This is a genomic window from Comamonas flocculans (assembly GCF_007954405.1).
GTDB classification, from domain to species: Bacteria; Pseudomonadota; Gammaproteobacteria; order Burkholderiales; family Burkholderiaceae_C; genus Comamonas_C; species Comamonas_C flocculans.
This window is the reverse complement of sequence record NZ_CP042344.1, coordinates 3,215,501-3,241,765: the sequence shown is the minus strand read 5'-3', so window position 1 is coordinate 3,241,765 and position 26,265 is coordinate 3,215,501. Positions and strand designations below refer to the sequence as shown.

The 26,265-nt window shown below is 65.8% G+C and carries 24 protein-coding genes; 3 read left to right on the top strand and 21 right to left on the bottom strand.

From position 1 onward, the window contains the following. Positions 1-2 precede the first annotated feature (2 nt). The 7 genes from FOZ74_RS15525 to FOZ74_RS15485 form a co-directional block, all read right to left on the bottom strand. Positions 3-1,070: a PP2C family protein-serine/threonine phosphatase gene (locus tag FOZ74_RS15525; RefSeq protein ID WP_186764621.1), complete on the bottom strand. Its 1,068-nt coding sequence runs from the start codon at positions 1,068-1,070 to the stop codon at positions 3-5. Positions 1,071-1,230: 160 nt separating this feature from the next. Continuing rightward, positions 1,231-1,809, bottom strand: coding sequence for a hypothetical protein (locus tag FOZ74_RS15520; RefSeq protein ID WP_146913952.1), 579 nt, complete (start codon positions 1,807-1,809; stop codon positions 1,231-1,233). Continuing rightward, positions 1,799-2,941 (bottom strand): helix-turn-helix domain-containing protein, encoded by a 1,143-nt coding sequence (locus FOZ74_RS15515; protein WP_146913951.1) that lies wholly within the window; start codon positions 2,939-2,941, stop codon positions 1,799-1,801. The genes FOZ74_RS15520 and FOZ74_RS15515 overlap by 11 nt, the downstream gene beginning before the upstream one ends. A 592-nt stretch (positions 2,942-3,533) precedes the next feature. After that, the gene (locus FOZ74_RS15505; protein WP_146913950.1) at positions 3,534-3,848 is read right to left on the bottom strand and encodes a DUF736 domain-containing protein; all 315 of its coding nucleotides are present in this window, start codon (positions 3,846-3,848) and stop codon (positions 3,534-3,536) included. Positions 3,849-4,669: 821 nt separating this feature from the next. Continuing rightward, positions 4,670-6,724, bottom strand: a complete 2,055-nt coding sequence (locus FOZ74_RS15500; protein WP_146913949.1) for a ParB/RepB/Spo0J family partition protein — start codon at positions 6,722-6,724, stop codon at positions 4,670-4,672. 79 nt (positions 6,725-6,803) lie between these two features. Next, the gene (locus tag FOZ74_RS15495; protein ID WP_146913948.1) at positions 6,804-7,634 is read right to left on the bottom strand and encodes a DUF932 domain-containing protein; all 831 of its coding nucleotides are present in this window, start codon (positions 7,632-7,634) and stop codon (positions 6,804-6,806) included. A 728-nt stretch (positions 7,635-8,362) separates the two neighbouring features. Then, positions 8,363-8,713, bottom strand: coding sequence for a DUF2958 domain-containing protein (locus FOZ74_RS15485; protein ID WP_146913946.1), 351 nt, complete (start codon positions 8,711-8,713; stop codon positions 8,363-8,365). A 473-nt stretch (positions 8,714-9,186) separates the two neighbouring features. On the opposite strand from FOZ74_RS15485, the gene FOZ74_RS15480 reads away from it, so the two are divergent. After that, positions 9,187-9,540, top strand: a complete 354-nt coding sequence (locus tag FOZ74_RS15480; RefSeq protein ID WP_146913945.1) for a helix-turn-helix transcriptional regulator — start codon at positions 9,187-9,189, stop codon at positions 9,538-9,540. Positions 9,541-9,568: 28 nt separating this feature from the next. Here FOZ74_RS15480 and FOZ74_RS15475 read toward each other — a convergent pair whose 3' ends face one another. The 6 genes from FOZ74_RS15475 to guaB form a co-directional block, all read right to left on the bottom strand. Then, the gene (locus FOZ74_RS15475; protein ID WP_146913944.1) at positions 9,569-9,811 is read right to left on the bottom strand and encodes a transcriptional regulator; all 243 of its coding nucleotides are present in this window, start codon (positions 9,809-9,811) and stop codon (positions 9,569-9,571) included. 17 nt (positions 9,812-9,828) lie between these two features. Beyond that, positions 9,829-10,776 (bottom strand): nucleotidyl transferase AbiEii/AbiGii toxin family protein, encoded by a 948-nt coding sequence (locus tag FOZ74_RS15470; protein ID WP_146913943.1) that lies wholly within the window; start codon positions 10,774-10,776, stop codon positions 9,829-9,831. Continuing rightward, positions 10,760-11,581 carry a type IV toxin-antitoxin system AbiEi family antitoxin domain-containing protein gene (locus tag FOZ74_RS15465; RefSeq protein WP_146914234.1) on the bottom strand — a complete coding sequence of 274 codons (822 nt, stop codon included), beginning with the start codon at positions 11,579-11,581 and terminating at the stop codon, positions 10,760-10,762. The genes FOZ74_RS15470 and FOZ74_RS15465 overlap by 17 nt, the downstream gene beginning before the upstream one ends. A gap of 156 nt (positions 11,582-11,737) precedes the next feature. Continuing rightward, complete coding sequence (locus tag FOZ74_RS15460; protein ID WP_146913942.1) at positions 11,738-12,994, bottom strand: tyrosine-type recombinase/integrase; 1,257 nt, start codon at positions 12,992-12,994, stop codon at positions 11,738-11,740. A gap of 301 nt (positions 12,995-13,295) precedes the next feature. Continuing rightward, a complete protein-coding gene (gene guaA, locus FOZ74_RS15455; protein ID WP_146913941.1) occupies positions 13,296-14,912 on the bottom strand; it encodes a glutamine-hydrolyzing GMP synthase in 1,617 nt (538 codons plus the stop codon). 76 nt (positions 14,913-14,988) lie between these two features. Further along, positions 14,989-16,464, bottom strand: a complete 1,476-nt coding sequence (gene guaB, locus FOZ74_RS15450; protein ID WP_146913940.1) for an IMP dehydrogenase — start codon at positions 16,462-16,464, stop codon at positions 14,989-14,991. A 104-nt stretch (positions 16,465-16,568) separates the two neighbouring features. On the opposite strand from guaB, the gene FOZ74_RS15445 reads away from it, so the two are divergent. Further along, positions 16,569-17,141, top strand: coding sequence for a DUF4124 domain-containing protein (locus tag FOZ74_RS15445; protein ID WP_146913939.1), 573 nt, complete (start codon positions 16,569-16,571; stop codon positions 17,139-17,141). A gap of 15 nt (positions 17,142-17,156) precedes the next feature. On the opposite strand, the gene FOZ74_RS15440 is transcribed toward FOZ74_RS15445, so the two are convergent. Together FOZ74_RS15440 and FOZ74_RS15435 are read right to left on the bottom strand one after the other, a co-directional pair. Further along, positions 17,157-17,465, bottom strand: coding sequence for an RnfH family protein (locus FOZ74_RS15440; RefSeq protein ID WP_146913938.1), 309 nt, complete (start codon positions 17,463-17,465; stop codon positions 17,157-17,159). Beyond that, positions 17,458-17,898, bottom strand: coding sequence for a type II toxin-antitoxin system RatA family toxin (locus FOZ74_RS15435; RefSeq protein WP_146913937.1), 441 nt, complete (start codon positions 17,896-17,898; stop codon positions 17,458-17,460). The genes FOZ74_RS15440 and FOZ74_RS15435 overlap by 8 nt, the downstream gene beginning before the upstream one ends. 83 nt (positions 17,899-17,981) lie before the next feature. Here FOZ74_RS15435 and smpB point away from each other — a divergent pair, with 83 nt between their 5' ends. Beyond that, positions 17,982-18,458, top strand: a complete 477-nt coding sequence (gene smpB / locus FOZ74_RS15430; RefSeq protein ID WP_146913936.1) for an SsrA-binding protein SmpB — start codon at positions 17,982-17,984, stop codon at positions 18,456-18,458. An 18-nt stretch (positions 18,459-18,476) separates the two neighbouring features. Here smpB and FOZ74_RS15425 read toward each other — a convergent pair whose 3' ends face one another. From FOZ74_RS15425 to infB, 6 genes are read right to left on the bottom strand one after another with little or no spacing between them, the layout of a single operon-like run. Beyond that, entirely contained in the window at positions 18,477-19,046 is a 570-nt protein-coding gene (locus tag FOZ74_RS15425; RefSeq protein WP_146913935.1) for a TlpA disulfide reductase family protein, read from the bottom strand. 46 nt (positions 19,047-19,092) lie between these two features. Next, a complete protein-coding gene (locus tag FOZ74_RS15420; RefSeq protein WP_146913934.1) occupies positions 19,093-20,178 on the bottom strand; it encodes an enoyl-CoA hydratase/isomerase family protein in 1,086 nt (361 codons plus the stop codon). A gap of 22 nt (positions 20,179-20,200) precedes the next feature. Next, positions 20,201-22,036, bottom strand: coding sequence for a translational GTPase TypA (gene typA / locus FOZ74_RS15415; RefSeq protein ID WP_146913933.1), 1,836 nt, complete (start codon positions 22,034-22,036; stop codon positions 20,201-20,203). Continuing rightward, a complete protein-coding gene (truB, locus tag FOZ74_RS15410; RefSeq protein WP_146913932.1) occupies positions 22,033-23,007 on the bottom strand; it encodes a tRNA pseudouridine(55) synthase TruB in 975 nt (324 codons plus the stop codon). The genes typA and truB overlap by 4 nt, the downstream gene beginning before the upstream one ends. Then, positions 23,004-23,372, bottom strand: coding sequence for a 30S ribosome-binding factor RbfA (gene rbfA, locus FOZ74_RS15405; protein ID WP_146913931.1), 369 nt, complete (start codon positions 23,370-23,372; stop codon positions 23,004-23,006). The genes truB and rbfA overlap by 4 nt, the downstream gene beginning before the upstream one ends. Positions 23,373-23,422: 50 nt before the next feature. Continuing rightward, positions 23,423-26,242, bottom strand: a complete 2,820-nt coding sequence (gene infB, locus FOZ74_RS15400; protein ID WP_146913930.1) for a translation initiation factor IF-2 — start codon at positions 26,240-26,242, stop codon at positions 23,423-23,425. Positions 26,243-26,265: the final 23 nt, after the last annotated feature.

Below are 26,265 nucleotides of genomic sequence, written 5' to 3'. Positions count from 1 at the left end.
TATTAGTTGGTCTTGTTGGGGAATTCGATCAGGAGCTGAGGCACGCTCGCCTTTTCTTGGCTCTTTTCTGCTCGTTGACCTTTCGCAGCCGACTTGCCTTTGCGCGCTGAGCGCCCTTTCTTTGTCGCGCCAGCCGCTCTGGCTTCTTGCGGGGCCGCGGCTGCCGCAGATGTTTCGGCCTCGCCCTCTGGCGGCTGGACATCATGAGAGAGAGCCGGGGCGGTCTTTGCGGCAGGCGCTGGCTGCTGCGCGGGCGATGTGGGCTGCCTCAGAGGGTCAACGATCACATGTAGCTCACCGAACGGATCCCACACTTCAAGGCACCTATCGACGTCAGGCATGCCCTCGTTAATGGCGTCTCCAAGCGAGAGCATGGCAGCCGTCGCATTGTCCGGACCGCCGCACCACCGAGAAAGCTCAACCAAGCGACGAACGCAAACGCCAGGATCTGGGGCGTGCTTTATCAATTGGCCAAACCAAGGCGTCGAATCTAGAAAATGTACCCCGTCGGTCGTCAGAAAAATGGCTACGCCATCATGGGGGGGCAAGCTTGAAACGCTAGCCTCGAGCGGTTTGCCGATGCCGATAAACTGGATCAGCTTTGATTGATCAAAACCCGCCTCGCCAATGCGGCCCAATTGGCCCGCGATGGTGTCGTCGATAGAGATCTGCTTCAACGATGAGCCATCGGCGACATAGACGCGACTGTCGCCAACGCTGGCCCAATGGATGGGGCCGTTGCCTGAAATCAACGCCGCCGAGATCGTAGCTCCGCCTTCGCCATGCATCCGCGCATGCACATCGTTGTTAGCCTGGTGTATGCCGCGGAGCAACCACTGCCCCGAGTCGATTGAAGCCGTCGCCTCGCTTGCGATGGCGGCAAACAAACTTCCGAGAGCCAATGCCGCGCATTCAGCGCCTTGCTGCATCCCGCCGATCCCATCGGCCAACGCGGCAACCGCGAAAGGCCTGCCAAGCCGATCCCGGCCGCGTACGATGGCTACTCGATCCTGATTTTCCTGGCGAATTTCGCCTACGTCCGTAGCGAGAGCAGCGGCGATGGGAGCCACTCGTCTCACGCCGCTGGACGACGTGCGGCGCATAAGCCACGCTGTCAGCTGGGTTTGTAGGTTAGATCGCCCGAAGCTCATTTTTTCAGGGAGAGGTCGAAAATCGAATCTTCTCTATGGTAAGCGAACGCCGATGGGGATTTTTAGATCGGCCGGAGGTTTATGGCGGCGCGTTGAGCCTGCATTGGAGGGCCATCTCGTAGGCGGTCTCGAAGTGGGGCTCCAGGGGGCGATTCATCGCCTTATGCTGCGCGATCACGGTCCCTTTGTCCGAGTCGCCAAGCCGGCCTTTGAAGATCAGCCATGAGAACAAGTGCGGAGTTGTCTGGATGTGCGGATGGCCCGAGTCCTGGGCGAGCTTGCGCGCCTTCTGGTCATCGGTGATGACCGCTTGCCCGATCTTCATGGCGAACGCGATGGACGAAAGTTCGCCCTTGCCTAGGCGCTTGCGGCTCTCCAGTAGTTTGATTGCCTGCAGGTCACCGATGTCGCATGAGTGCGCGACGAAGCCGCCGCGCCCCTGCTCCTGAACTAGCCGCCGCATAAGTTCGGTCTCGGCCGCCGTCGGCGCCTCCTTGCGCGGCTTGTGCAGGGACTCGTAGCGCACGAAGCTGGTGATGCAAAACTCGCAGTGGGCCTCCTTGGCTGCCGCGTGCAGTTTGGCAGACGAGAGCACGTTCCACACCGAGCAGGTGTCGGCGACATTCACCAGGCGGAACACAGACGGATCAATGGCCATGCAGGCTCCGCCCGTAAAGGTCGGCCAGCTCTGCAAGTTCTCCATGGCTGCACAGCAGCGCCTCGGCCAGCCGGCCGATGCTGATCACGCCGGCAGAGAACCCATCGAAGCACAGACCGACGTAGTGGTCGGAGAGCCCAGATTCGAGAAGGCGGGCCTTGCGCTCTCGCTGCGCGACGCTGAGGCTGTCGGGCAGCTCGGGATCGATCTTGGCGTCGCGCGCGACGCGTAGGCGGCGAATGCGATCGCAAGTCGCCGCGTCGATCAGCTTGGCTTCTTTGAGGGCGATGGCGAGCGCGACGCAGCTCACCCGCAGATCGTTCGCCCATCGCTGCGCATCGGCATCCGTCCACCGTGCAGGGTCCGGGAGCTGGGCCAGAAAGGCTGGTGGCATGAGAAAACAGGATGCAAAGCGGTTGGCTCGCAGCTCAACCATGTCTGATCCGCTAGCTCCCTCGAAGCTGACGCTAGCGCCTTGGGAGAAGTCAAAGATGGCGTGCGCCATTTCGTGCGCGGCGCTGAACCGCTGCCGATAGATGTCCTCACTGTGATTGACCAAAGCGCATTTGCCCGCGACCGGATGCATGATGAACAGGCCGGAGATGTTCGAGTTGCCAAGCTTGCGGCGGAAGACATGGACACCCACACTGCGGAACTCTGCGTAAACATCCCGGGGGACTTCCCGGTCGGAGTAACCTAGGGCGGTCCGCAGGCTCGCGGCGGCGGCCTCGCCGTGGCCCTTGAAGAAGGCACCCGAAGGCGCGAACGAGAAGCTCTTGGGTGGGCGGCCGAGCTCTCGCACCAGGAAATCTTCGGTTTCGCACAAGTAGAGGAATTCTTGGATTGCGCGACGATCCTCTTTGGTGAAGTCGTTGCCGTGCGCGCGGTAAAGCGTCTCGGTCTGCTCGAACGGGGCGACTTGCTCGTTGGAAATAAAGAACTTGAAGTCGCAGCGATAGTGGTCAGCGAGAATCAGCACCTCGTCGCCGGTGGGCTCTTGCTGGCCGGCTTCTATGGCCGCCAGGCGAGCTGCATCAATGCCAGTTGAAGACGCGACTTCGACGCTCGACTCCTTGAGCTGTCCTCGGTATTTGGCGAGCTTAGAGCCCAAGGTCCGCAAGTCGATGGCCATGGCCCTTAATGATATCCGGGCACCTTTCGGGCCGGTCCAGTCTTTGCTTTGATCGGCTTTGCCAGAGACCGGAGTGAATCGACACGGGTCAGTGACGCCACTCACCCAACGACCGCGTCCAGCCTGAAGCGGTCGGCCAAGAATAAGGGCTTGCCAGCAGCCCTGGCCGATAGCTGCCGAATCAGCCAGCGCCCCATCCATTGCGGCGAGCGCTGGCCGGCCGATCCGGCGCAAGCCGGTTCGGCGGTGTTCAAGGGGCGCCAAGCGCAGCGCGGCGGGGATAGGCCGCAGGGCTTTCCCCTGGAGGCAAGCAAAGCGCGCAGCGCCATCGGCGCGAAGGCGTGAGGGATTGACGCCGAATGGCCGTGACGGCGAAGTCGGCACGGGGCGCAGCCCGAAAGCCCGGCGGCGCATCGCGCCGACACGCCATGCTGTTCCTGCTGCCGCGGGTTTCGGAACATTCGACCATCACCGATACGATGTCGGTACTGAACATGCCGGGCATGAGGCAACCGCCGAAACCCTGTGCATGCGGTGCTGCGATCAGCAGCACAGCGCCCCGCCGCAATGGGCGGGGCGCTGTGGGCGGCCGTCAGGCCGCCTTGGGCTTGCTGCGCGACCAGATCAGGTCGTGCGTGCCGTTCTCGCCTTCGATCAGGCGGGCATAGACCGTCGCCGGGAACGAAGGATCGTCGATGACCACCGACAGGTAATCCCGCCCGGCCTCGCTGGTTTTCTTCCACGCCGCGCCGAAGTCGTGGCCTGCCGCTTGCATGCGGAAGTCCGGGGCGCTTTCGTTCTCGCCCTTGTCGTTGGGAACCAGCTTGGCCTTGACGTTGAGGGTCAGGGTGCGAAGCGAGCCGGTGTAGCCGTCTTTGTCTGCGGTGAAGGTGCCGATGTTTGCCATGATGTTTCTCCTTTCGGGTTGAACAAGGTCGCGCCAGTGCGTCCTTGTTGTGATCCGTCCGGCGGGGGATGGGCGGGCCGCACCGCTTGCGGGCGCAACGCAGTGGAGCGCCTGGAAGCGAAAAGAATTTGTCCCGCGAGGAATGCGCGCAGCGCAGGGGAAATTGTTTTCGCTGGAAGGTTGCGGCCATGAAGCCCAAGGCGCAGCCGCGCCACCGCCAGGATTCACAACAACACAAGGACGTACTGGCCGCCCGCTCCCGAATGGAGACACGACCGACTCGGCATCCCCGCGTGACGGCTTCACCGGCCTGCGCCCTGACACGGGCAAGGACAACACCCGGCGACAAGGTGAAAGCGCCCTTGACGTAGCAGGCGGCCTCTTGCGTGAGGCGTGGCGTGGAAGCTCCATTGCAGGGTCGGGCGGTGTGTCGGTGAGCCGCCTTTCGTGACGTACAGGCGACGAACCGCGCCAGCGTCGAGGGCGGCACGCTTTCGTGCAACCTGCCGCAGCAAGCCGGGGCGTAGCCCCACAAATCCCGCCCATTGAGGCGGGGCGCGTTCGGAATGTCGTCGGCGCTCTGCGCCGACGCACTTATGGGCTTCGAGAGGTTTTCTGCGCACAAGGCCACTTGTGCGCCGCCCCTTCGCCGCCTGCCCGAAGGCGGTGAAGGGGCGTTCTGGCTTTGAGCCTTGAAACCGGGCGCGGCCACTGCCGCGCCCGGATTTTGACCACCAGCCCCAGGGCGGAACGGTCTGGAGCCGGTGCGAATGGAACAGCGAAGCGTCCCGGTCGGAACCGGGGCGCTCATCAGTGCAGGGTCACGCGGCGAGTGCGTGGGCTTGCTGCTCGTCGGCGTGGTCGATGGCTTCCGGCTCGTCATCCGTCACGGCCTGCGGCGCATCCTGCGCCGTGGTGCCTTCGGCCTTGAAGATGGCGGGCATCCAGCCCGTGCCATCGGCCAGCCGCTCGGCTTCGCTGGCAATGTCGGCCTTCTTGAGCTTCGCCAGCCGGTTGACCTGTTCGGGTGCGTACTCGCCTACGGCATCCAGAATCGCGGCCTTGGAAACGTGCTTGAAGTAGCCTTCTGCGGTCGGCTGCCACCATGCGGCCATGTCGAGGCCCACGGCCTGCGCCAGTTCCTCACCGGGCTGGTGCGGCATGGCGCGATGCGTCACCACGTCCACCGTGACGGCCACGCATACCGCCAGCAGCCGCACCAGTTCGTCTTGCGACTTCGCCAGCAGCGCGGCGAACAGTTCGGTGCTGTCCTCGGGCAAGGCTTCGCCCGCTACCTGTTGCAGTTCGCGCAGCGCCACGGCGGCGGGCGATTCCGGCCAGTCCGGGGCCATGCCTTCCAGCCGGTCTTGCACTTTCAGGCTCACGCCCAGCGGCAGGTCGTGGCCGTAGCGGCTTTCCTGCAAGACGGTCTGCACCATGCCATGCACCAGCGCGGCCAGCGCCACTTGCGGATGCCGGGCGACTTCGATTTGCAGCGCGGCGGTGCGGTGGGCGCTCAACCGCTGCGCCAGCCGGTCGGACATGGCGGCGGTCTTGGGCTGCTCGTCATCCTCGCCTTCGTCGTCGTTCCCGGCATCCTCGCCGCCGAAACCTTGGCGCAGGCGTTCCAGCGTGCGCAGCGCCTTGGCTTCGGCTTCGCGCATCAGCCCGCGATGAATCACGGCCTGCCCGTTGCGGTCGATGGTGACGATGGCACCGGCTGCGGCTTTCACGGTCGCACCGTAGTCCTGCAAGCCATCTTCCAGCGCCTGCAACTGCTCGCCCACGGCTTCCCCTTCCTCTTGCAGCGCGTCGGCCTTGTCCTCGTCCTCGGCTTCCAGCGCGTCATCCACGGCTGCGGCCAGTTCGTGCAGCTTGGTTTGCAGCTTCTCGATGCGTTGCGCTTCGCGCTTGTTCGGCTCGCGCCGCTCCCTCGGCGCACGCTGGAAAGCGTGCAGGTCGGCATGGGTCATGCCCGGCGTGGCGTCCACCCACGCCCAGCCTTCGGCCTTCACCTCGGCGGCGATACCGGCCAGCTTGTCTTGCACCAGCCTATCCAGCAGCGCGGCATCGGTCAGATACACGCCCGCATCGTCATCCGCGAACAGGTCGCGGCGGATGCCACCGCCTGCGGCTTCGTAGGTCTCCAGTCCGACGAAACGCACCAGCGGATGCCGGTAGGCGTCGATTTCCCTTTCGGTGAGGCGTTCGCGCAAAGCATTCGGGCTGCGCTGCCACGTCGGCGCATCGTAGAACGCGGTTTCCTGCGCGGCGTGGTCGTCGGTGATGGCAAGGGCCATCAACTGGTCAAGGTTCACGGCTTCGGCGCGGTAGTCGGCCAGCAGCCGGGGCGAGACGTTCGCCAGCTTCAAGCGGCGCTGCACCACCAGCGGGGACACGCTGAAATCCGCTGCAATGTCCTCGATGGGTCGGCCTTCGGCCACCAGCGCGGCGAATGCCTCGAACTGGTCGGCCGGGTGCATGGCTTCGCGCTGCACGTTCTCGGTGAGGCTGGCCGTGCGGGCGGTGCCATCGGCCACCAGCAGGCAAGGCACCTCCCATTCCTTGCTGATGCGGCGCTTTTTCGCCAACAGCTTCAACGCGGCCAGCCTGCGGCCACCGGCGACCACTTCGTAATGCTCGCCATCGGCGGCGGCAATCACGATCAGATTTTGCAGCAGGCCGACACGCTGGATGGACGCGGCCAGCTCGGGAATGGACATGCGCGGGGTCTTGCGCACGTTGCGGCCAGCAGGACGCGACACCAGCCGCGACAGGGCAACCAGTATCAGGTTCTTGGTCGGGTCGGCAGCTTCCAGCGGGATAGCGGCGGCGGCAGTGACGGCGCGGGCTTCGGTTTGGGTAACGGCGTTCATGGTGATACTCCTATCGGTTCAGGGATGCAGCAGCGAGAAAAGCGGCAAGGGCTGCTGCCTGCCCCTGCCGCGTGGGGAATCAGGCTTTCAACTGGCGCAGGCCATCGGCCAGCATCCAGAGGGCGCGATTGAGGCGCACATCGGAATCAATGCCCTGCACGGGGCGGGTCTGCTGGCGGCGTCCGTTGGCGCTGCGGCCCTGCAATCCACCTTTGGTCAGGTTTTCTTGCGTGCGGTTGAACACGCTCCACAAGTCCGGGCGGCGGTCATCGAACCGGCGCGGCATCAGGATTTGCGATTCGGTGATGGGCGCGGGCTTGTTGTCGGTGGGGTCGTACTTGAGGGCCAGCGCAGAACGGGCGAACACTTCGGCTTCACCTTCGTCCAGCGTGATCGCGCGCATGGCATCTCGGGAATCCTTCACCCGGTCGAAGCCGCGCAAGACTTCGTAAGCGCCTTCGATCACATGCCCGGAAACGTTGCCTTTGTGGGGCACGCGCACATCGGCCACGGTGTCGCCGCACACAAGCCCATTGCTGCACACGAACCGAAACATGCCGGCCAGCATCTGATAGCTGCTCGTTCCATCATGGGAGTTCAGCAGGATGATTTCATTGGCTTCCGCGCCATTGATCTGGCTGGCGTGGCGCAAGCGGATCATGTGTTTCGTGTGCTCGCGCTTGCCTTCGTCGCGCACGCGGGTCTGCGTCACCATGAAGGGTTGAAACCCCTCTTTGCGAAGCTCGGTCAGCACGGCAGCGGTGGGGATGTAGGCGTACCGCTGCGAACGGCTTTCATGCGGCGCGTCCGCGAAGATGGAAGGCGCTACGCGATGAATCTGGTCATCGGACAGTGGGTAGTCGCTGCGCAGCGAGGGGGAACGGGAAGCGAAACGGGATGCGAGTTGCATGGTCTTTCTCCTGACGAAAAGGGTTTGCTGTTCAAACCGCACACCGGATTCCTAGATTCGGAGCCCGGCCTTTCGGCTGTTTGGTGCGGTCGGCACGAGGAACCCGGTTGGCCCTGTTGCCACCGTCTTTCCTGAGTTCATCGCCCGCGACGGTCAGGAGCGCGCGAACGGGTGCTGTCAAGGAGGCAAGCGCAGGGTTGGTGCGGCCCGCAGGCGCAGCCGAGGACACGGCCCTGCGCGCCTTGACGGCACACGGGCGCGGGCTACAGTCGCGGACAAGGTGATGGAGTCAGGGAAGACGGCTGGACATGGCAACGGCCTTCCCTATGTGCCGAACCGCACGCAAGCGAAGCGCGCAGGCCCGGAGCTGGAAGCCGGGCCGTAGGCGTTAGCGATGGAAGCCCGAAGGGGCGAAACCCGTAGGGGTTCGATGCGCAGCACGACAGCGCGACCGGCCACATTCCAGGTGGCCGGGGACGCCCATGCCATCAACGATGGGCAGCATGGGCTGAATGCCCTGGATGAAATGCCGCTGATGCGCAGGGGTTGCCGCGCCGGCACCGCCGGGGCGGCGGTATCGAGGGGCGCCAAGCGCAGCGCGGCGGGGATGGCCGCATGGCCTTCCCCTGGAGTGCAAGCGGAGCGCGCAGCGCCGCAGGCGCGAAGGCATCGGTACCGGGCGCAGCAGAAAAAAGCGCGTCGCCCCGAAGGACGGCGCGCTTGCGAGGTCACACGATGATCCGCCCGGCCAGCCGCGCATCGCGTGCGTAGGCGCTCAAGCGTTTCTCAGCACGGAAAGACAGATCACGTTCGATCGGCAGGCCCAGCCCGCCGCGCACGCTCGCCAGCTCGCTCAAGCTGACCCAGCCGATTTCCGGCTCGCCCAGGCCCAGGTCGCAAAGACCGAAAGCGTGGTCGTGGTCATCGGGATCAATCTCGGTCAGCAGCCAGGTCGCGCCGCCGTCCGGCGTGAACAGCTTGACCACTGGAGCCGGATCGAAGTCCGGGTTCTCCAGCGATGCGCGGCCGTTGGCCAGCAGCACGATGCGTTGCTCGGCAGTAATGGGTACGTTGTTCATGGTGAACTCCTGAAAGGTTGCCGGGCGGAATTGCCCGACCCTTCCGGGGCACGGCGCAGCGCAAGCAGTCAAGGGTTAACGACGGCCGCCAGGACGCAAGCGCCATCGGCGCGCAGCCCTTGACCGCGAGCACGCCATGGCACCATGAAGGGAACAGCAAGACCGCCTCCCCTCGCACCTCCACATACGTCGGCTTTTGGGCAAGTGCGCAGCACGCGCAGGCCCGCGAGGGCTGGAGACATCAGGGATCAAAGCCGGACGGCCGCGATTCGGCACGAAGCACGGGGCGCAGCCCGCGAGCCCGGCGGCGGAACGCCGTGACGACGGAAGACCACGGAGATTCACTGCACAGCAAATAAGGCCAGCAGAGCGAATATGCGTATCAGGACACGACCGACTTCGCCCCAACAGGTTGTACCGATCGCCCGCGATAGCCACCATGGGCACCAACGCATCCGATCAAGGTCACTGCCATGCCGCCCTCTTCGCAACCCGCCCAGGACAGACCTTCATCTTTACCCCATCCGGGCACGGCCGGCTACGACAACGTTCCCCAGTTCCCGGCAAAGGCGCCCTTGCCTTTCCGCCGCACCATCCGCCGCCACGAACTGCACCAGATCGTCCCCCTCGCCGAGACGACGATCTACGAAATGGAGCAGCGCGGCGAATTCCCGCGCCGCTTCCGCCTCACCGCCCGTTGCGTCGTGTGGGATTTGGAAGAAGTCGAAGCCTGGATCGAAGGCCGCAAGCAAGCCTCTCGATCAGCGAAGACCACCTCGTCCAGCGGACCGGACGTGAGGCTGCGCCGGCACCGCCCTGTTCGATGATGACGCCACCATCAAATGCTTGCAGCGGCTACGCGGCAGCCACCCGGACCAGTACTGCCCCGGGCAGCGCCTGTGCCATCTGCACCGTTGCAAGCTTGACCGCAGCATCGCGGTCGCTCGCTTCCCTGCTGAAAGCCAGACCGACATGACCTGGCCGTCCCCAGCCGACCGTGGCATCGGCGCAGTCGCTGTTCGCCAACTGGCGAAGGACATCCTCCTGCGACCCGACGCCCGAGTCCAGCGCATAGACCAGTGTGAAATCGTGAACCATCGCGTCAGCCTCCTTCGTCATCCAGTACCGGCGATCCGCGCCAGCATGTCGTCAAGCTGCTGACGATCTGCTGCACGCTTGGCGGCCGTGCGCTGCGCCAGGTTGTGCAGCTTGCGTCGCACCCCCGGTAAGTCAGCCGCATGGGCCAGTCCAATCAGACTGAAATCCGGCTTCTCATCCTCGACGGATTGCAGGAAGGCGCGCGACGACCCATCCAACCAATGCGCTACGCGCGCCAACAGGCGCTCGCGACTTTCCAGCAAGGCAGCCACGCTGATAGGCACGGACGTCATCCCCTTGAAGTGGGCCTCGAAGGTGGCCTCGAAATCCGCCGGCACGCGCGGTGCCAGCATTTCCCAGGCCGGCTTCGGACTGCACGTCAGGTACACGAGAAAGGTTCGCCAGAGACCCGCATCTGCTCGTTCATCCTCCAGCAGCAGGCCGACGTCGAAGAGATCACGCGGGTGTTGCCGCGACAGCGCAGCCGCCAGCTTGCCGGCATAGAGATCGGCGAACGCCAGCACCTGCACCTCGGCAAAGCCGAAGGCTTCCTCCACCCGTGGCCTCACGACCATGGTACGCACCGGATGCACCGTGCCACGCATCACGGGCGTCGTCTCGATCTGCACGCGCGCACGGCCGCGACTGGCCACCAGGCGAGTGACCGCCCCGCCCTCGCCCGCCGAGGTCTGCACCTGCAATTTCAGAGGCCGGGCGCGCAACACATCGGCCAACCGCCCCAACGCTTCGGCGATCAGCTTCGCATCTTCGGCGTAGTCGTGGACCGGCAACCAGGCCAGGTCTATGTCCACCGACAGGCGTGGCAGATCGTGCTCGAACAGGTTGATGGCCGTGCCGCCCTTGAGCGCAAAGCCCGGCTCCGAGGCCAACACCGGCAGGATATCGACCAGCAGCCGCACGCGGTCCGTGTAGCGCCGGTCCCAGTGCTCAAGCCAGGTGCTCATCGAGCTCTCCCGGCAAGGTGATCTGGTAGGTCGGATGCAGGCGTCCGCCGGGCACCAACGCGCGCTTGCCACGACCCAGATCGACGCCCTCCAGCGGCACGTGCGACAGCCACGCATGCCGATGGCGCTCGGCCAGGGCCAGGAACAGCCGCTTGGCCTTGATGCTGCGGCAGTGCCGCAGCATCAGGCCGACGCGCTGCGGCCGCAGCGTGGTCATGGCCTGCATCAGCGCATCGGCCTCATAGACCCCTGCCGCATCCGATACGCTGTCGCACAGTTCCAGCATGGCCCGCTCGGGCGTCGAGCAAACCAGCGCATCGGTCCCAGGTGCCGCTGAATGCCAAGCCAGGCCCGCTTCCGACAACGCCTTCTCTGAGACTTCCGCAGTGACGGGTACGGCCGGCAGATCGAGCGAACCCTTGCCCTGGTATTCGAAGCGCTGCTCCAGCGAAAGCTTGCCCACCCAGCCCGGCGGCTGCTGTGGCCCATACAGCGTGATCGTCCCGGCATCGCCCAGGCGCAGGTAGTGCTCGTGGCCCTGCAGGCCGAGTGCGAAGCGTCCCCCGACGTGCAGCGGCATGCCCTCACCGACCTGCAGGCTGCGGACCACGCCATCCCATTGCAGCCGCCCGCCCCTGCGCATGTAGACGCCACGCGCTGGCGACACCAGCCAGCCGCTGCCCACGTAGCGCGCCACAAGGCTGTTGGAGTAGCCGTGCGCCCGTAGCCAGCGGCTGGACACCAACCGGGTATCGCCCAGTTCGGCCAGCAAACGGTTCAGTTTTCCTGAATTTTGAGCATCCATAGTGCTCAAAATAACAGATTTATAAACCTTCGCCAAGGCCGACCAGTTTGACAAGAGCTGGAAAAGATCACCCAGAGTGATCCTTTTGCCGTGTGCGCAAACCTTGCGCTGGCTGCCGACAGAGAGTCTAGATGGGTTCATCATGCGGCCCTCCCTTCACAAAGCCGCACTGAGAACTGGGACTGATACGTTCTCCGGCAGCAGCTTCGGCACATGGGTGCGCCCGTCGATCCAGGCATCGACCATGTCGGCCCACTCCTGCAACATGTGGCGCCGCTGCTCGGCGTATTCGGCCTTGTTGTAGATCGAGCGCGAGGAGCGCCCTTCCTCGTGTGCCAGGCACTTCTCGATCCAGTCGCCGTTGAAGCCCACTTCGTTGAGCAGCGTCGAGCCGGTGCGGCGCAGGTCATGCACCGTGAACGGCTCCAGCGGCAGGCCTGCGGCCTGGGCCCGCGACACGATGAGCTGGGTCACCCGGTTCAAGGTCGCATGCGACATGCAACGGGTCGGCTCATAGCGCGAGGGCAGCACGAACTTCGAGCCCGCCGCGCAGGTGTGCAGCGCCACCAGGATGTCCAGGGCCTGCCGGGACAGATAAACCACGTGAGGGTTGCGCCCCTTCATACGTTGCTTCGGAATCGTCCAGGTCGCGTGCTCGAAGTCGATCTCGCTCCAGGTTGCCTCGATCAGTTCGCTCTTACGCACCAGGGTCAGCAGAACCATGCGCAGCGCCAGGCGGATCGTCGGGTAGGTCGCGATGGACTCCAACTGGTGGAACGCCAAGCGGATCTCGGCTGGCGACAGCGCCCGGTCCTTCGGCACGAAGGTGGCGATCGAGGCGGCCGCCACGTCGTTGGCCGGGTTGTCCACCCTCTCCCCATGCAGGATGGCAAAGGCATAGACCTGCTTCACGATGTCGCGGACATGCACCGCAGTGGCAGGAGCCCCGCGCGCCTTCACCTTGTTGCACAAGGCCCGCAGGTCATCGGCGGTGATTTCATTGAGCAGCCGGCTCTTGAATACCGGCAGGATGTCGCGGTCCACGACATGCTTGCGCATCGCGCGCGTGCTGTCGGCCATCTTGGCGTCCGCCAGCCACTTGAGCGCTACATCGCCGAAGTTCTTGGCTGCGGTCAGCCGGCGCTTCTCGCGCTGCTTCTCCAGTGCCGGGGAACAGCCAGCAGCGACGGCCTTCTTGGCGTCAAGCAGCTTTTCGCGGGCCATAGCCAGGGAGATGCCGCCGGCGCCATAGCGGCCGATGGTCAGGGTCTCACGGCGCCCGTTGAGACGGTAATCGTAGCGGAAGGTGACGGTACCGGCGGGCGATACCGTCACGTACATCCCATCCCGGTCAGAAGCCTTATAAGTCAAGGACTTAGGCTTCAGGTTGCGCAGTGCTGTGTCGGTAAGCATCGAGGTTTTCCTCCTGTTTCGTGACGGCTTTTACCGTCAGGGGCCAGGAGACCCGTCGATGCCCGGAAAGCCGCATGAAACAAGCTTTCCAGGGGAGTGTTTTACCGTCAAAGACCGGTTTGGTCTCAATAGTAAACGGGAGGGTCTTAATCAGACCTCCGGTTCTTACCGTCAACTCTACCGTCAACCCGTTTTGCTGGTCGGCGATAACCACCGATAGCTGTCGTGACGTATTTTCTTTTAAATCAACACGTTACGACAGTTTTTCGATAACTGGCGATAGTCCCCGAAGGACCTGATTTCACTCCCACTCGATCGTCGCCGGCGGCTTGCTGCTCACGTCGTAGGTCACCCGGTTGATGCCGCGCACCTCGTTGATGATGCGGCTGCTGACCCGTTTGAGCAGGCTGTAGGGCAGCTCGGCCCAGTCGGCGGTCATGAAGTCGCTGGTCTGCACGGCGCGCAGGGCGACGACGTAGTCGTAGGTGCGCCCGTCACCCATCACGCCCACGCTTTTCACCGGCAGGAAGACGGCAAAGGCCTGGCTGGTCAGCTCGTACCAGCTCTTGCCGCTGGCCGCGTCGATGCCGTTGCGCAGCTCTTCGATGAAGATGGCGTCGGCGCGGCGCAGCAGGTCCGGGTATTCGGGCTTGATCTCGCCCAGGATGCGTACACCCAGGCCGGGGCCGGGGAAGGGGTGGCGGTAGACCATCTCGGGCGGCAGGCCCAGGGCGATGCCCAGCTCACGCACCTCGTCCTTGAACAGGTCGCGCAGGGGTTCGAGCAGCTCCAGGCCGAGTTGCTCGGGCAGGCCGCCGACGTTGTGGTGGCTCTTGATGGTGACGGCCTTCTTGGCGTTCTTGCTGGCGCCCGATTCGATCACGTCGGGGTAGATCGTGCCCTGGGCCAGGAAGGCGATCTCGCGCGCACTCTGGGCCTTGAGCTTTTCGGCTTCAGCCTTGAACACGTCGATGAACAGCCGGCCTATGGTCTTGCGCTTGGCTTCGGGCTCGCTGATGCCGGCGAGCTCACGCAGGAAGAGCGGTCCGGCGTTCACGCGCACCACCTTGACCTGCAGCTTCTCGGCGAACATGGCCATGACCATGTCGCCTTCATGCAGGCGCAGCAGGCCGTGGTCGACGAAGACGCAGGTGAGCTGCTCGCCGATGGCCTTGTGGATCAGCGCGGCGGCCACGCTGGAATCGACGCCGCCGGACAGGCCCAGCAGCACCTGCTGGTCGCCCACCTGGGCGCGGATGCGCGCCACCGCTTCGGCCACGTGGTCTTGCATGACCCAGTCGGCGCGCGCGCCGCAGATGCCGAGCACGAAGCGCTGCAGCAGCGCCCTGCCCTGTGCGGTGTGCGTGACTTCGGGGTGGAACTGCACGCCGTAGAAGTGCCGTGCCTCGTCGGCCATGCCGGCAATGGCGCAGGACGGCGTGCTGGCCATGAGCTTGAAGCCCGGCGGCAGCTCGGTGACCTTGTCGCCGTGGCTCATCCAGACCTTGAGCATGCCGTGGCCCTGCTCGGTGGTGAAGTCCGCGATGTCCTTGAGCAATGCGGTATGGCCGTGGGCACGCAGCTCGGCATAGCCGAACTCGCGCTGCTCGCCGCCCTGCACCGCGCCACCCAGCTGCGCCGCCATGGTCTGCATGCCGTAGCAGATGCCCAGCACCGGCACGCCCAGCGTGAACACCGCCTGCGGTGCGCGGTCGGTGCTCTCCAGCGTGGTGCTGGCATGGCTGCCCGAGAGGATCACACCCTTCAGCCGCCCTTCCTGCAGCTGCGCGCGCAGCCAGTCGTCGGAGACGTCGCAGGGGTGTACCTCGCAATACACGTGCATCTCGCGCACGCGCCGGGCGATGAGCTGTGTCAGCTGTGAGCCGAAGTCAAGGATGAGGATCTTGTCGTGGTCCATGGCGTTTCATGAAGAAATCGGCCTCCAGCCCTTGTCTGGCAAGCGCCGGCAGCTATCGAAATAAGGATTCCGGCAATCAGTTGCCGTGGTAGTTGGGCGCTTCCTTGACGATCTGCACGTCGTGCACGTGCGATTCGCGAAAGCCGGCGGCGGTGATTTCGACGAACTCGGCCTTTTCGTTCATCTCGGCAATCGTCGCGCAGCCGCAATAGCCCATGGAGGCGCGCACGCCGCCCGTCATCTGGTAGACGATGGAGACCATGGAGCCCTTGTAGGGCACGCGGCCCTCGATGCCTTCGGGCACCAGCTTGTCGGCGTTGGGATTGCCGCTGCTCGACTCCTGGAAGTAGCGGTCGGCGCTGCCCTGCTGCATCGCGCCGATCGAGCCCATGCCGCGGTAGCTCTTGTAGGAGCGGCCCTGGTAGAGGATGACCTCGCCGGGCGCTTCTTCGGTACCGGCGAACACCCCACCCATCATGACCGAGCTCGCCCCCGCGGCCAGCGCCTTGGCGATGTCGCCCGAGAAGCGGATGCCGCCGTCGGCGATCAGCGGCACGTCGGTGCCCTTGAGCGCGCTGGCCACGCTGTCGATCGCCATGATCTGCGGCACGCCCACGCCGGCCACCACGCGGGTGGTGCAGATCGAGCCCGGGCCTATGCCGACCTTGACCGCGTCGGCGCCGGCCTCCACCAGCGCCAGCGCCGCCGCGCCGGTGGCGATGTTGCCGCCTATCACCTGCAGCTGCGGGTAGTGGTGCTTGACCCAGCGCACGCGCTCGATCACGCCCTTGCTGTGGCCGTGCGCGGTGTCGACGACGATGGCGTCCACCCCGGCGCGCGCCAGCAGTTCCACCCGCTCTTCGGTGCCGGCGCCCACGCCCACGGCCGCGGCCACGCGCAGGCTGCCGCCGGCGTCGCGCGCGGCGTTGGGGAAGGTGGTCTGCTTGTCGATGTCCTTGACGGTGATCAGGCCCTTGAGCTCGAAGGCGTCGTTCACCACCAGCAGGCGCTCGAGCTTGTGCTTGTTCAGCAGCTGCTTGGCCTCGTCCGGGCTGGTGTGGTCTTGCTCGCGCACGGTGATCAAACGCTCGCGCGGCGTCATGATCTCGCGCACCTTGACTTCGTAGCGGGTCTCGAAACGCACGTCTCGGCTGGTGACGATGCCTATGACTTTGCCGCCATCGCACACCGGAAAGCCGGAAATGCCCAGCTCTTCGGACAACTGCAGCACCTGCAGCACGGTGTGCTCGGGGGTGATGACCACCGGGTCGAGCACCACGCCCGATTCATGGCGCTTGACCTTGGCCACTTCAGCCGCTTGCTGCTCGGCCGACATGTTCTTGTGCACCACGCCGATGCCGCCCTCCTGGGCGATGGCGATGGCCAGGCGCGCTTCGGTCACCGTGTCCATGGCGGCGGACACCAGCGGGATGTTCAGGGAAATGCCGCGCGTGAAGCGCGTCGCGAGAGAGGCGTCCTTGGGCAGGACCTGGGAATATGCGGGCACCAGCAACACATCGTCGAAGGTGAGCGCTTTTCCGAGAAGGCGCATGGGATAGGCTCCAAAAAACGGATTGTACCCATGCGACCACAGCACCCAGGCTGGCCATCGGCACGAGGCTAGGCGCACCGCACGGGCGCCGCTACACTGCGCGCATGACTTTGCAACGCTTCTTCTTGCTGGTGCTGGCCTGTGGCTGGGCGACGCTGGCCTCGGCGCAATACCAATGGCTGGACAAGGACGGGCGCAAGGTCTTCAGCGACCGCCCTCCACCGCTGGACGTGCCGCAAAAGAACATCCTGCAAGAGCCCCGGCTGGGCCGCATCGCGCCCGCCCGGACGGCGCCCGCAGGCGCTGCGCCAGCCGATGCCCCAGCGGCCGGCGCTGACGCGTCGCCCGCTGCTGGCGCGGCTGCCCCTGCTGCGGCAGCGGCCGCCAAGCCACCCGCTGCCTCCGCTGGTACCGACAAGGAGCTGCAGGAAGCCAAGGCCAAGGCCGAGGCGCAAGAGCAAGCCAGGAAGAAGGCCGAAGAAGAGGCCAAGGCGCGCAAGCAGGCCCAGACGCAGGCCGACAACTGCCGCCGGGCGCGCCAGGCCAAGACCACGCTGGAGCCCGGGCGTCTGGTGGGCACGGTCAACGCCCAGGGCGAGCGCGTCTACATGGACGACGCCACCCGTGCCGCCGAGCTCAAGCGCGCCGAGCAGATCATCGCCAGCGACTGCAAGTAAACCTGAAGGAAGACTTCAGCGCCGCTGCGCGAACAGGCCTGCGGCGCGCGCGCCCTGGCGCGCGAACCGCTCGCGCCGCGCCACCTTGGGGTCCACGCGCAGCGGCCGGCACCAGTCGATGCGATCGCCCTCGCGCAGGGGCATGTCGAGCGGCTGTGCCCTGCCCCAGACGCCCGCGGCGTAATCGGGATCGGTGGGTTGCAGGCCACAGGCGCGCAGCGCCTCGGCCAGCGTGGCGCCGGTGGGCAGGTCCAGCGTCCAGGTTTGCGTCTGGCGCGGCGCGGCCGAGGTCACCACCACCACGCGGATCGTCGCTTCAGCCATAGACTTTCTGGGCGCGTTCGACGAAGGCGTCGACGAGCGAGGCGGCAATGCGGTCGAACACCGGCCCCACCAGCGCCGCCAGCGCGCGACTGGAAAAACCATAGTGCAGCCGCAGTTCCACCTTGCAGGCGCGCTGGGCGCCGTCGCCCACGGGATGGAACTGCCAGTCGCCGTCGAGCTGCGAAAACGGGCCCTCCACCAGGCGGATGGTCACGCGCCGGCCGGCTTCATGCTCGTTGCGCGTGACGAAGGTCTTGCGCACGCCCGCAAAGCTGATGCCCACCTCGGCGGTCATGCCGTGCTCGTCGCTGCTGCGCACGGCGGCATGGTCGCACCAGGGCAGGAACTCGGGGTATTTGGGCACATCCGTGACCAGGTCGAACATCTCTTGCGGCGTGTACCAGATCAGAACGGATTTGTGGACGGTCTTCATGCGTGGACGGGAGCCGGGCGCCGCCTAAAATGGACGCCCTTCAGGCAGAACCGATTCTAGTGGTGCTGCCGGTATTGCTTTTCATGGCCAAGAAACCACAACCACCGTCTGCGCGCATCGCCGAAAACAAGAAGGCCGCGTTCAACTACTTCTTCGAGGAACGCCACGAGGCGGGCATGGTGCTGCACGGCTGGGAGGTCAAGGCGCTGCGCGAAGGCAAGGCGCAGCTGACCGAGGGCTATGTGGTTATCAAGAACGGCGAGCTGTTTCTGATCGGCTGCCAGATCCAGCCGCTCAAGACCGCCTCCACCCACGTGAGCCCGGACGCGGCGCGCACCAAGAAGCTCTTGATGCACAAGGACGAGATCCGCCGCCTGATCGGCAAGGTGGAGCAAAAGGGCTACACCCTGGTGCCGCTCAAGCTCTACTGGAAGGACGGGCGCGCCAAGTGCGAGATTGCGCTGGCCAAGGGCAAGGCCGAGCACGACAAGCGCAGCACCATCAAGGAGCGCGAGGGCAAGCGCGAGGTGGAGCGCGCGATGAAGAGCCGCCAGCGCTGAAGTGCGGGCCGTGGGCGTTCAGCGCCCGGTGCTGGGCGCGGGGCAGGCTGCTGGAGTACAAGCGCCTTCGTCCGCTGAATGAACGACCGGGCCCGGCGGCTGGGCCGCGATCCCGTCTTCAGCCAGCAAGCGCCCGAGCACCACCCCCAGCTCCAGCTCGTCGATGCTGCCGAAATGGTGGGCGCGCAGGCGCCCCGCCCTGTCTATCAGCAGCGTGCTGGGCGTACCCTGCAACTGCCAACGCAGCATGGTGGCGGGCAAGGGGCTGTGCTCCAGAGGTTGGTCCACGCCGACGGGAAAGCGGATCTTGTATTCGTACAGGAAGGCTTCGAGCGCATGCGGCTGCATCGCGTCGTGGTGCTCGAACACCGTGTGCAGGCCGATGACGGCCAGTCCCTGCCCGCCGTACATCTGGTGCACCTTGCGCGCCAGCGGCAGCGCCTGGCTGACGCAGCCGGGGCAGAGCATTTGAAAGGCTTCAACCAGCACCACCTGGCCGCGCAGGTCAGTGAGGCTCACGGGGGCGTCGGCATTGAACCAGCGGGAGACTTCCCAGTCGGGGAAAAGGCGTTGTTCGGCAGTGCTCATGCCCGCCATGGTGCCACGGCGGGCAAGAGCCTGTCGGCGGCAGGCATCAGGCCAGGCGCGCCAGCGGGTGCAGCGCCTGCGGCCAGGGGCTGGTGAAGAAGGCTTGCACCAGCTGCGGGTCCACCTCTTCGATGCGTGCCGGCTTCCACTGCGGATTGCGGTCCTTGTCGATGGCCAGCGCCCGTATGCCTTCCAGGGTTTCGCTCTCGCCGGGGCGCAGGTGAAAGCAGTGGCGCACCAGATCGCGCTCCATGCGCAGGTCTTCGGCCAGCGTCATGCCGCGTGCACGGCGGATCTGCTGCAGCACCACATGCAGCATCAGCGGCGAGCGCTGGCGCAGCGTGGCGGCGGTGGCACGCTCCCAATCGCCTTCAGAGGCTTCCAGCGCGGCGATGATGGCGGACACGTCGGGCAGTGAAAAATATTGGTCAAATTCGGCTCTGACGCCCGCCTGCTCTGCGCCAGCAGCTACCGTTTGAGAAGCAACCCAGCTTTGCACCGCAGCCCCGTCGGCAAAGCTTTGCTGGCCCAGTGCCTCCCAGACCTCGGCCAGCTTTTCCGACGGCAGGATGGCATCGGCCAGATGCAGCGCCACGGCCTGCTGCGCGCCTATGGTCTCACCGGTCAGCGCCAGCCACTCGCCCGCGTGCCCGGGGCAGCGCGAGAGGAAATAGCCCCCGCCCACGTCGGGGAACAGGCCGATGCCGGTTTCGGGCATGGCCATCTTGGTGCGCTCGGTGACGATGCGCAGGCTCGCGCCCTGGCTGATGCCCATGCCGCCGCCCATGACCACGCCGTCCATGAAGGCGATGTAGGGCTTGGACAGATGGTGCGTGAGGTGGTTGAGGATGTATTCCTCGGTGAAGAAATCCTCCACCCGCGGGTCGCCCTGGGTGGCGCCCTGGTGCAGAAAGCGGATGTCCCCCCCGGCGCAGAAGGCGCCAAAGGGTCCCTCCTTGTTGCTGCCGCGGATCGCGATGGCAAGAACCTGCGGGTTCTGGTCCCAGGCCTGCAAGGTGGCAAACAGGGTGCGCACCATGCCGAGCGACAGCGCATTGAGCGCCCGGGGACGGTTCAGGGTAATGCAGCCGATCTGGCCGCGCACTTCGGTGAGGACTTCCGCATCTTGCATGCCTGCTCCTTGGGGGTGTGGGTCAATCAGGGCGCTCTTCGCGCGCGGCGCGCTTGCGCTCATGCTCGCTCAGGTGGCGTTTGCGCAGGCGGATGCTCTTGGGCGTGATCTCGACGAGTTCGTCGTCTTCGATGAACTCCACGCCGTATTCGAGCGTGAGATCGATCGGCGGCGTGACCTTGATCGCGTCTTCCTTGCCGCTGACGCGGAAGTTGGTCAGCTGCTTGGTGCGCGTGGCGTTGACGACGAGGTCGTTGTCGCGGCTGTGGATGCCGACGATCATGCCCTCGTACACCGGGTCACCGGCCTTGACGAACATGCGCCCGCGGTCGTCGAGCTTGCCCAGCGCGTAGGTGAAGATCTCGCCCGCGTCCATGCTGATCAGCACGCCGTTCTTGCGCCCGCCGATCTCGCCCTTGTAGGGCTCGTAGCCGTCGAAGATGTTGGAAATCAGGCCGGTGCCGCGCGTGAGGTTGAGGAATTCATTGGTAAAGCCGATCAGGCCGCGCGCCGGAATGCGGTATTCCAGACGCACGCGCCCGCGCCCGTCGCTTTCCATGTTGACGAGCTCGCCCTTCCTCTCACCCAGCGCCTGCATCACGCCGCCCTGGTGGTTTTCCTCCACGTCGGCGGTGACCAGCTCGATGGGCTCGCAGCGCTCGCCGTCGATCTCGCGAAACACCACGCGCGGCTTGGAGACGGCCAGCTCATAGCCCTCGCGGCGCATTTCCTCCAGCAGGATGGTCAGGTGCAGCTCGCCGCGGCCCGACACCTCGAACACGCCGTCCTCGCTGGTTTCCTTCACGCGCAGGGCGACGTTGGAGCGCAGCTCTTTCTGCAGCCGGTCCCAGATCTGGCGGCTGGTGACGTACTTGCCCTCGCGCCCCGCCAGCGGACTGGTGTTGACGCAGAAATTCATGGTCAGCGTGGGCTCGTCGATCTTGAGCATCGGCAGCGGCCGGGGGTCTTCGATGTCGGTGACGGTCTCACCGATGCCGATGTGCTCTATGCCGTTGATCAGCACGATCTCATCGGGCCCGGCCTCGCTCACCTGCACGCGATCGAGCCCCTGGAACTGGTGGATCTGGTTGACGCGCGCCTTGTATTTCTCGCCGTCCGGCCCGGCCATGACCAGCACGTCCTGGCCCGCGCGCAGCGTGCCCTGGTTGATGCGCCCCACGCCGATGCGCCCGACGAAGGTGGAATAGTCCAGCGCCGAGACCTGCATCTGCACCGGTGCGGCCGGGTCGCCCTGCACCGAGGGCACGTGCTTGAGGATGGTCTCGAACAGCGGCGCCATGTCCGGCCCCCACTGCTCGCCCGGCTCGCCCTGCGTGAGCGAGCTCCAGCCGTTGATGCCCGAGGCATAGACCACGGGAAAGTCCAGTTGCTCGTCGGTGGCGCCCAGCTTGTCGAACAGGTCGAACGCGGCGTTCACCACGTAGTCGGGGCGCGCGCCGGGCTTGTCCACCTTGTTGACCACGACGATGGGCTTGAGGCCCAGGGCCAGCGCCTTCTTGGTGACGAAGCGCGTCTGCGGCATGGGGCCTTCCTGCGCGTCGATCAGGAGCACCACGCCGTCGACCATGGACAGCGCGCGTTCCACCTCGCCGCCGAAGTCCGCGTGGCCGGGGGTATCCAGGATGTTGATGTGCGTGCCGTTCCAGGTCACGGCGCAGTTCTTGGCCAGGATGGTGATGCCGCGTTCACGCTCGATGGCGTTGTTGTCCATCACCGTGTCCTGCACCTTTTCGTGCGCGGCAAAGGTGCCGCTCTGGCGCAGGAGCTGGTCCACCATGGTGGTCTTGCCATGGTCCACGTGGGCAATGATGGCGATGTTGCGTATTTGCTTGCTCATGATGACAGTGCTTCTTCTTGCAGGATTTGCTGGATTTCAATGGGGCTCAGCAGCCGGTCCGGTACCAGTTCGCCCGCCCTCACGTGGCCCAGACCCAGCAGCGCCGCGGGCTGCTCGCCATAGACGGCTACGGCCGCCAGCTCGGGCCAGGGGCCGCGCCGGCGCAGGCCCGAGAGGAAACGGCCGGCCTCAGCGGCTTCGAGGGTGATGCGCTCATGCCCGGCGAGCAGCGTGTCGACGGGCAGCAGCCGCGCCAGGCGCTCGGCCTCGGGCAGGGCCTCAAATGCGGGCAAGGTCACGCAGCGCTCAAGGCCTATGCCGCCGGTTTCGATGCGCCTGAGCGCCACCAGGTGGGCGCCGCAGCCAAGCTGCCGGCCGATGTCTTCGGCCAGCGTGCGGATGTAGGTGCCTTTGCTGCAAAGAACCTCTATTTTGATAGCTGTTTGCGCTTCACTGGCAGGCGCTGGAGCCATTTTTAATTCAAATATTTCAATCTCGCGCGGGGCACGCTCGACCTCGACGCCCTCGCGCGCATATTCGTACAGTGCCTTGCCGTCCCTTTTGAGCGCGCTGTGCATCGGCGGCACTTGCTGGATGCGCCCGGTGAACCGGCGCGCCAGCGCGGCCAGGCGCTCGGGCGCCAGCACGCCGGGGTCCACCGCGCCGCGGCTGAGCACCTGGCCCTCGGCATCGCCGGTGGTGGTGGTCACGCCCAGCAGCGCCACGGCCTCGTAGCGCTTGGGCGCATCGAGCTGCAGCGCGCTGAACTTGGTGGCCGCGCCAAAGCACAGCGGCAGCACGCCGCTGGCCATGGGGTCCAGCGTGCCGGTATGCCCGGCCTTTTCGGCGCGCAGCAGCCACTTGGCCTTCTGCAGCGCCTGGTTGCTGGAGAGGCCCAGGGGTTTGTCCAGCAGCAGCACCCCGTGCACCGGGCGCCGCTGCACCCGGATGCGAGGGGCAGCCGTCGTCATGCGTCCTCGTCTTTGGAGCGCGAGGCGACGGCACGCGCGATCAGCGCATTCATGTCGGCCGCGCGCTCGCTGGTGCGGTCGTAGATGAAATGCAGCGTGGGCACGGTGTGGATCGCAAGGCGCTTGAACAGGCCGTTGCGCAGAAAGCCCGCAGACTGGTTCAGCGCCTCCTGCGTCGCCTCGCCATCGCCCACCAGCACGCTGAAGTAGACCTTGGCGTGCGCATAGTCGGGCGTGACTTCCACCGCTTGCAGCGTGCACATGCCGATGCGCGGGTCCTTCAGACCGCGGATCAGCTCGGCCAGATCACGCTGGATCTGGTCGGCAATGCGCAAATCGCGATGGGGACCGGAATGCTTCTTCATGCTTGTGCCATGCGCGTGGGGCGCAAGCACCCCACGCTCAAACTGCCTCTTTACAGCGTGCGCGCCACTTCCTTGACTTCAAAGAATTCGAGCTCGTCGCCTTCCTTGATGTCGGTGTAGTTGCGCAGCTTGATGCCGCACTCGAAGCCTTCCTTGACTTCCTTGACGTCGTCCTTGAGGCGGCGCACCGACTCCACCTCGCCGGTGTAGATCACCACATGCTCGCGCAGCAGGCGGAACTTGCAGCCGCGCGTGACCTGGCCCGAGGTGATGTAGGAACCGGCAATCGTGCCGATCTTGGTCGCCACGAACACCGTGCGGATCTCGGCCGTGCCCAGCGCTTCCTCGCGCTGTTCGGGCGCGAGCATGCCGGACATCGCCGCCTTGAGCTCATCCACCGCGTCGTAGATGATGTTGTAGTAGCGCAGATCCACGCCGTTCATCTCGGCCGTCTTGCGCGCATTGGCGTCGGCGCGCACGTTGAAGCCGATGACGATGGCCTTGGAAGCCAGCGCCAGGTTCACGTCGGACTCGCTGATGCCACCCACGCCGGCATAGACCAGCTGCACCTTGATCTCGTCGGTGGAGAGCTTGAGCAGCGACTGCGCCAGCGCTTCCTGCGAGCCTTGCACGTCGGCCTTGACGATGATGGGCAGGTGCTGCACCTCGCCCGCCTGCATCTCGGCAAAGACGTTTTCCAGCTTGGCCGCCTGCTGCCTGGCCAGCTTGGTGTTGCGGAACTTGCCGGCGCGGTAGGTGGCAATCTCGCGTGCGCGGCGCTCGTCGCCCAGCACCATGAACTCGTCGCCCGCCTGCGGCACTTCCGAAAGGCCCTGGATTTCCACCGGGATGGAGGGACCGGCTTCCTTGATGGCCTTGCCGTTCTCGTCGCCCATGGCGCGCACGCGGCCAAAGGTCTGGCCGGCCAGCACCACGTCGCCAACCTTGAGCGTGCCCGACTGCACCAGCACGGTGGCCACGGGGCCGCGGCCCTTGTCCAGCTGCGCCTCGATCACCAGGCCCTTGGCCATGGCATCGACCGGGGCCTTGAGCTCCAGCACCTCGGCCTGCAGCAGCACGTATTCCAGCAGGTCGTCTATGCCCATGCCGGTCTTGCTCGACACCGCGATGAAAGGCGCGTCGCCGCCGTATTCCTCGGGCACCACCTCCTGCGCCACCAGCTCCTGCTTGACGCGCTCCGGGTTGGCCTCGGGTTTGTCGGACTTGGTGATGGCCACCACCAGCGGCACCTTGGCGGCGCGCGCATGCTTGATGGCTTCCCTGGTCTGGGGCATCACGCCGTCGTCGGCGGCCACCACCAGAATCACGATGTCGGTCGCCTGCGCGCCGCGGGCACGCATGGCGGTGAAGGCCTCGTGGCCCGGGGTATCGAGGAAGGTGACGATGCCGCGCGGCGTCTTCACGTGGTAGGCGCCGATGTGCTGGGTGATGCCGCCGGCCTCGCCCGTGGCGACCTTGGTGCGGCGGATGTAGTCCAGCAGCGAGGTCTTGCCGTGGTCCACGTGGCCCATCACGGTAACCACGGGGGCGCGCGGCAGGGCTTCGGCGTCGTGGCTGGAGACTTCCTCTGCGGTGAAGGCCTCGGGGTCGTCCAGCGCCGCGACGATGGCGGTATGGCCCATTTCCTCGACGATGATCATCGCGGTGTCCTGGTCCAGCGGCTGGTTGATCGTGACCATCTGGCCCATCTTCATGAGCACCTTGATGACTTCGGAGGCCTTGACGGCCATCTTGTGCGCCAGCTCCGCCACCGTGATGGTTTCGGGCACATGCACCTCGAGCGCGCGAAATTCCACCGGCGCCTGCGGCTGGTGGCGTTCCTCGCGAGCGCCGCCCCTGCGGCTGCCGCGTCCGCCGCCCGCGCGCCAGCGGTTGCCACCGACGCCGCCCGAGCTGTCGCCGCGGGTCTTGATGCCCTTGCGCTTCTCGCTCTCGCCGGCCCAGCTCGAAGAGAGCTTGGAGGACTTGACCTCCTTGCTGGTCGAGGGCGCGGCCGTACCCGCCGTCTTGTGCAGCGTGCCCTTCTTGGCGTCGCCCTTGGCGGCGGCGTCCTTGTCCTTGCCGTGGCGCGCCTCCTCGGGCTTCTTGGCCACCAGCACCTTCTTGGGCGCGGCCAGCATCGCGCGGATGGCTTCGGCCTCGGCCTGGGCGCGGCGACGACGCTCTTCCTGGTCCTCGGCACGCCCGGCTTCCTCGGCGGCGCGGGCCTGGGCCTCGGCGGCCGCTTCCTGCTCGGCCTGGGCCTGTTCTTCCTTGCGCTCGGCCGCCTGACGCGAGGCCTGCTGGCGCGCGGCCTCTTCCTCGGCCTTCTCGCGGGCCTTGCGCTCACGCTGCTCGGCCAGGTAGGCGGCGGCGCGCTCTTCGGCCTCGCGCTCCTTGCGGGCGCGCTCGTCACGCTCGCGCTGGCTCAGGCTGCCGTCGGCCTCCTGCTGGCGCAGCAGGGCCGCTTGGCGCTCGGCCTCGGCGGCGCGGCGCGCCTGCTCGGCGTCGTCCACCACGGAAGCGGCTGCCGCCGCCTCGGCGGCTTCAGCGGCGGCCTCGGGCGCTTCTTCGCGCTTGATGAAGGTGCGCTTCTTGCGCACCTCCACCTGGATGGTGCGCGCCTTGCCCGTGGCGTCGGACTGGCGGATTTCGCTGGTGGAGCGCTTGACCAGGGTGATCTTGCGCCGCTCCTTGACTTCGGTGCCATGCGCTGCGCGCAGGTGGTCCAGCAACTGCTGCTTGTCCGCCTCGCTCACGGTGTCGGTGGCAGACTTCTTGGCCACCCCGGCGGAGCGCAGCTGAGACAGCAGGGTTTCGGGCGTTTTCTTGAGTTCAGCGGCAAACTCGGCGACGGTAATGCTCGACATATTCGGTTCGGTCCTCCCCGGCC

Bases quoted from the DNA above. Each gene is read 5' to 3' on its own strand.
- FOZ74_RS15520 (WP_146913952.1), bottom strand. From the start codon at position 1,809: ATGGCCATTGATCCGTCTGTGTTCCGCCTGGTGAATGTCGCCGACACC.
- FOZ74_RS15515 (WP_146913951.1), bottom strand. From the start codon at position 2,941: ATGGCCATCGACTTGCGGACCTTGGGCTCTAAGCTCGCCAAATACCGA.
- FOZ74_RS15505 (WP_146913950.1), bottom strand. From the start codon at position 3,848: ATGGCAAACATCGGCACCTTCACCGCAGACAAAGACGGCTACACCGGC.
- FOZ74_RS15500 (WP_146913949.1), bottom strand. From the start codon at position 6,724: ATGAACGCCGTTACCCAAACCGAAGCCCGCGCCGTCACTGCCGCCGCC.
- FOZ74_RS15495 (WP_146913948.1), bottom strand. From the start codon at position 7,634: ATGCAACTCGCATCCCGTTTCGCTTCCCGTTCCCCCTCGCTGCGCAGC.
- FOZ74_RS15485 (WP_146913946.1), bottom strand. From the start codon at position 8,713: ATGAACAACGTACCCATTACTGCCGAGCAACGCATCGTGCTGCTGGCC.
- FOZ74_RS15480 (WP_146913945.1), top strand. From the start codon at position 9,187: ATGCCGCCCTCTTCGCAACCCGCCCAGGACAGACCTTCATCTTTACCC.
- FOZ74_RS15475 (WP_146913944.1), bottom strand. From the start codon at position 9,811: ATGGTTCACGATTTCACACTGGTCTATGCGCTGGACTCGGGCGTCGGG.
- FOZ74_RS15470 (WP_146913943.1), bottom strand. From the start codon at position 10,776: ATGAGCACCTGGCTTGAGCACTGGGACCGGCGCTACACGGACCGCGTG.
- FOZ74_RS15465 (WP_146914234.1), bottom strand. From the start codon at position 11,581: ATGGATGCTCAAAATTCAGGAAAACTGAACCGTTTGCTGGCCGAACTG.
- FOZ74_RS15460 (WP_146913942.1), bottom strand. From the start codon at position 12,994: ATGCTTACCGACACAGCACTGCGCAACCTGAAGCCTAAGTCCTTGACT.
- guaA (WP_146913941.1), bottom strand. From the start codon at position 14,912: ATGGACCACGACAAGATCCTCATCCTTGACTTCGGCTCACAGCTGACA.
- guaB (WP_146913940.1), bottom strand. From the start codon at position 16,464: ATGCGCCTTCTCGGAAAAGCGCTCACCTTCGACGATGTGTTGCTGGTG.
- FOZ74_RS15445 (WP_146913939.1), top strand. From the start codon at position 16,569: ATGACTTTGCAACGCTTCTTCTTGCTGGTGCTGGCCTGTGGCTGGGCG.
- FOZ74_RS15440 (WP_146913938.1), bottom strand. From the start codon at position 17,465: ATGGCTGAAGCGACGATCCGCGTGGTGGTGGTGACCTCGGCCGCGCCG.
- FOZ74_RS15435 (WP_146913937.1), bottom strand. From the start codon at position 17,898: ATGAAGACCGTCCACAAATCCGTTCTGATCTGGTACACGCCGCAAGAG.
- smpB (WP_146913936.1), top strand. From the start codon at position 17,982: ATGGCCAAGAAACCACAACCACCGTCTGCGCGCATCGCCGAAAACAAG.
- FOZ74_RS15425 (WP_146913935.1), bottom strand. From the start codon at position 19,046: ATGAGCACTGCCGAACAACGCCTTTTCCCCGACTGGGAAGTCTCCCGC.
- FOZ74_RS15420 (WP_146913934.1), bottom strand. From the start codon at position 20,178: ATGCAAGATGCGGAAGTCCTCACCGAAGTGCGCGGCCAGATCGGCTGC.
- typA (WP_146913933.1), bottom strand. From the start codon at position 22,036: ATGAGCAAGCAAATACGCAACATCGCCATCATTGCCCACGTGGACCAT.
- truB (WP_146913932.1), bottom strand. From the start codon at position 23,007: ATGACGACGGCTGCCCCTCGCATCCGGGTGCAGCGGCGCCCGGTGCAC.
- rbfA (WP_146913931.1), bottom strand. From the start codon at position 23,372: ATGAAGAAGCATTCCGGTCCCCATCGCGATTTGCGCATTGCCGACCAG.
- infB (WP_146913930.1), bottom strand. From the start codon at position 26,242: ATGTCGAGCATTACCGTCGCCGAGTTTGCCGCTGAACTCAAGAAAACG.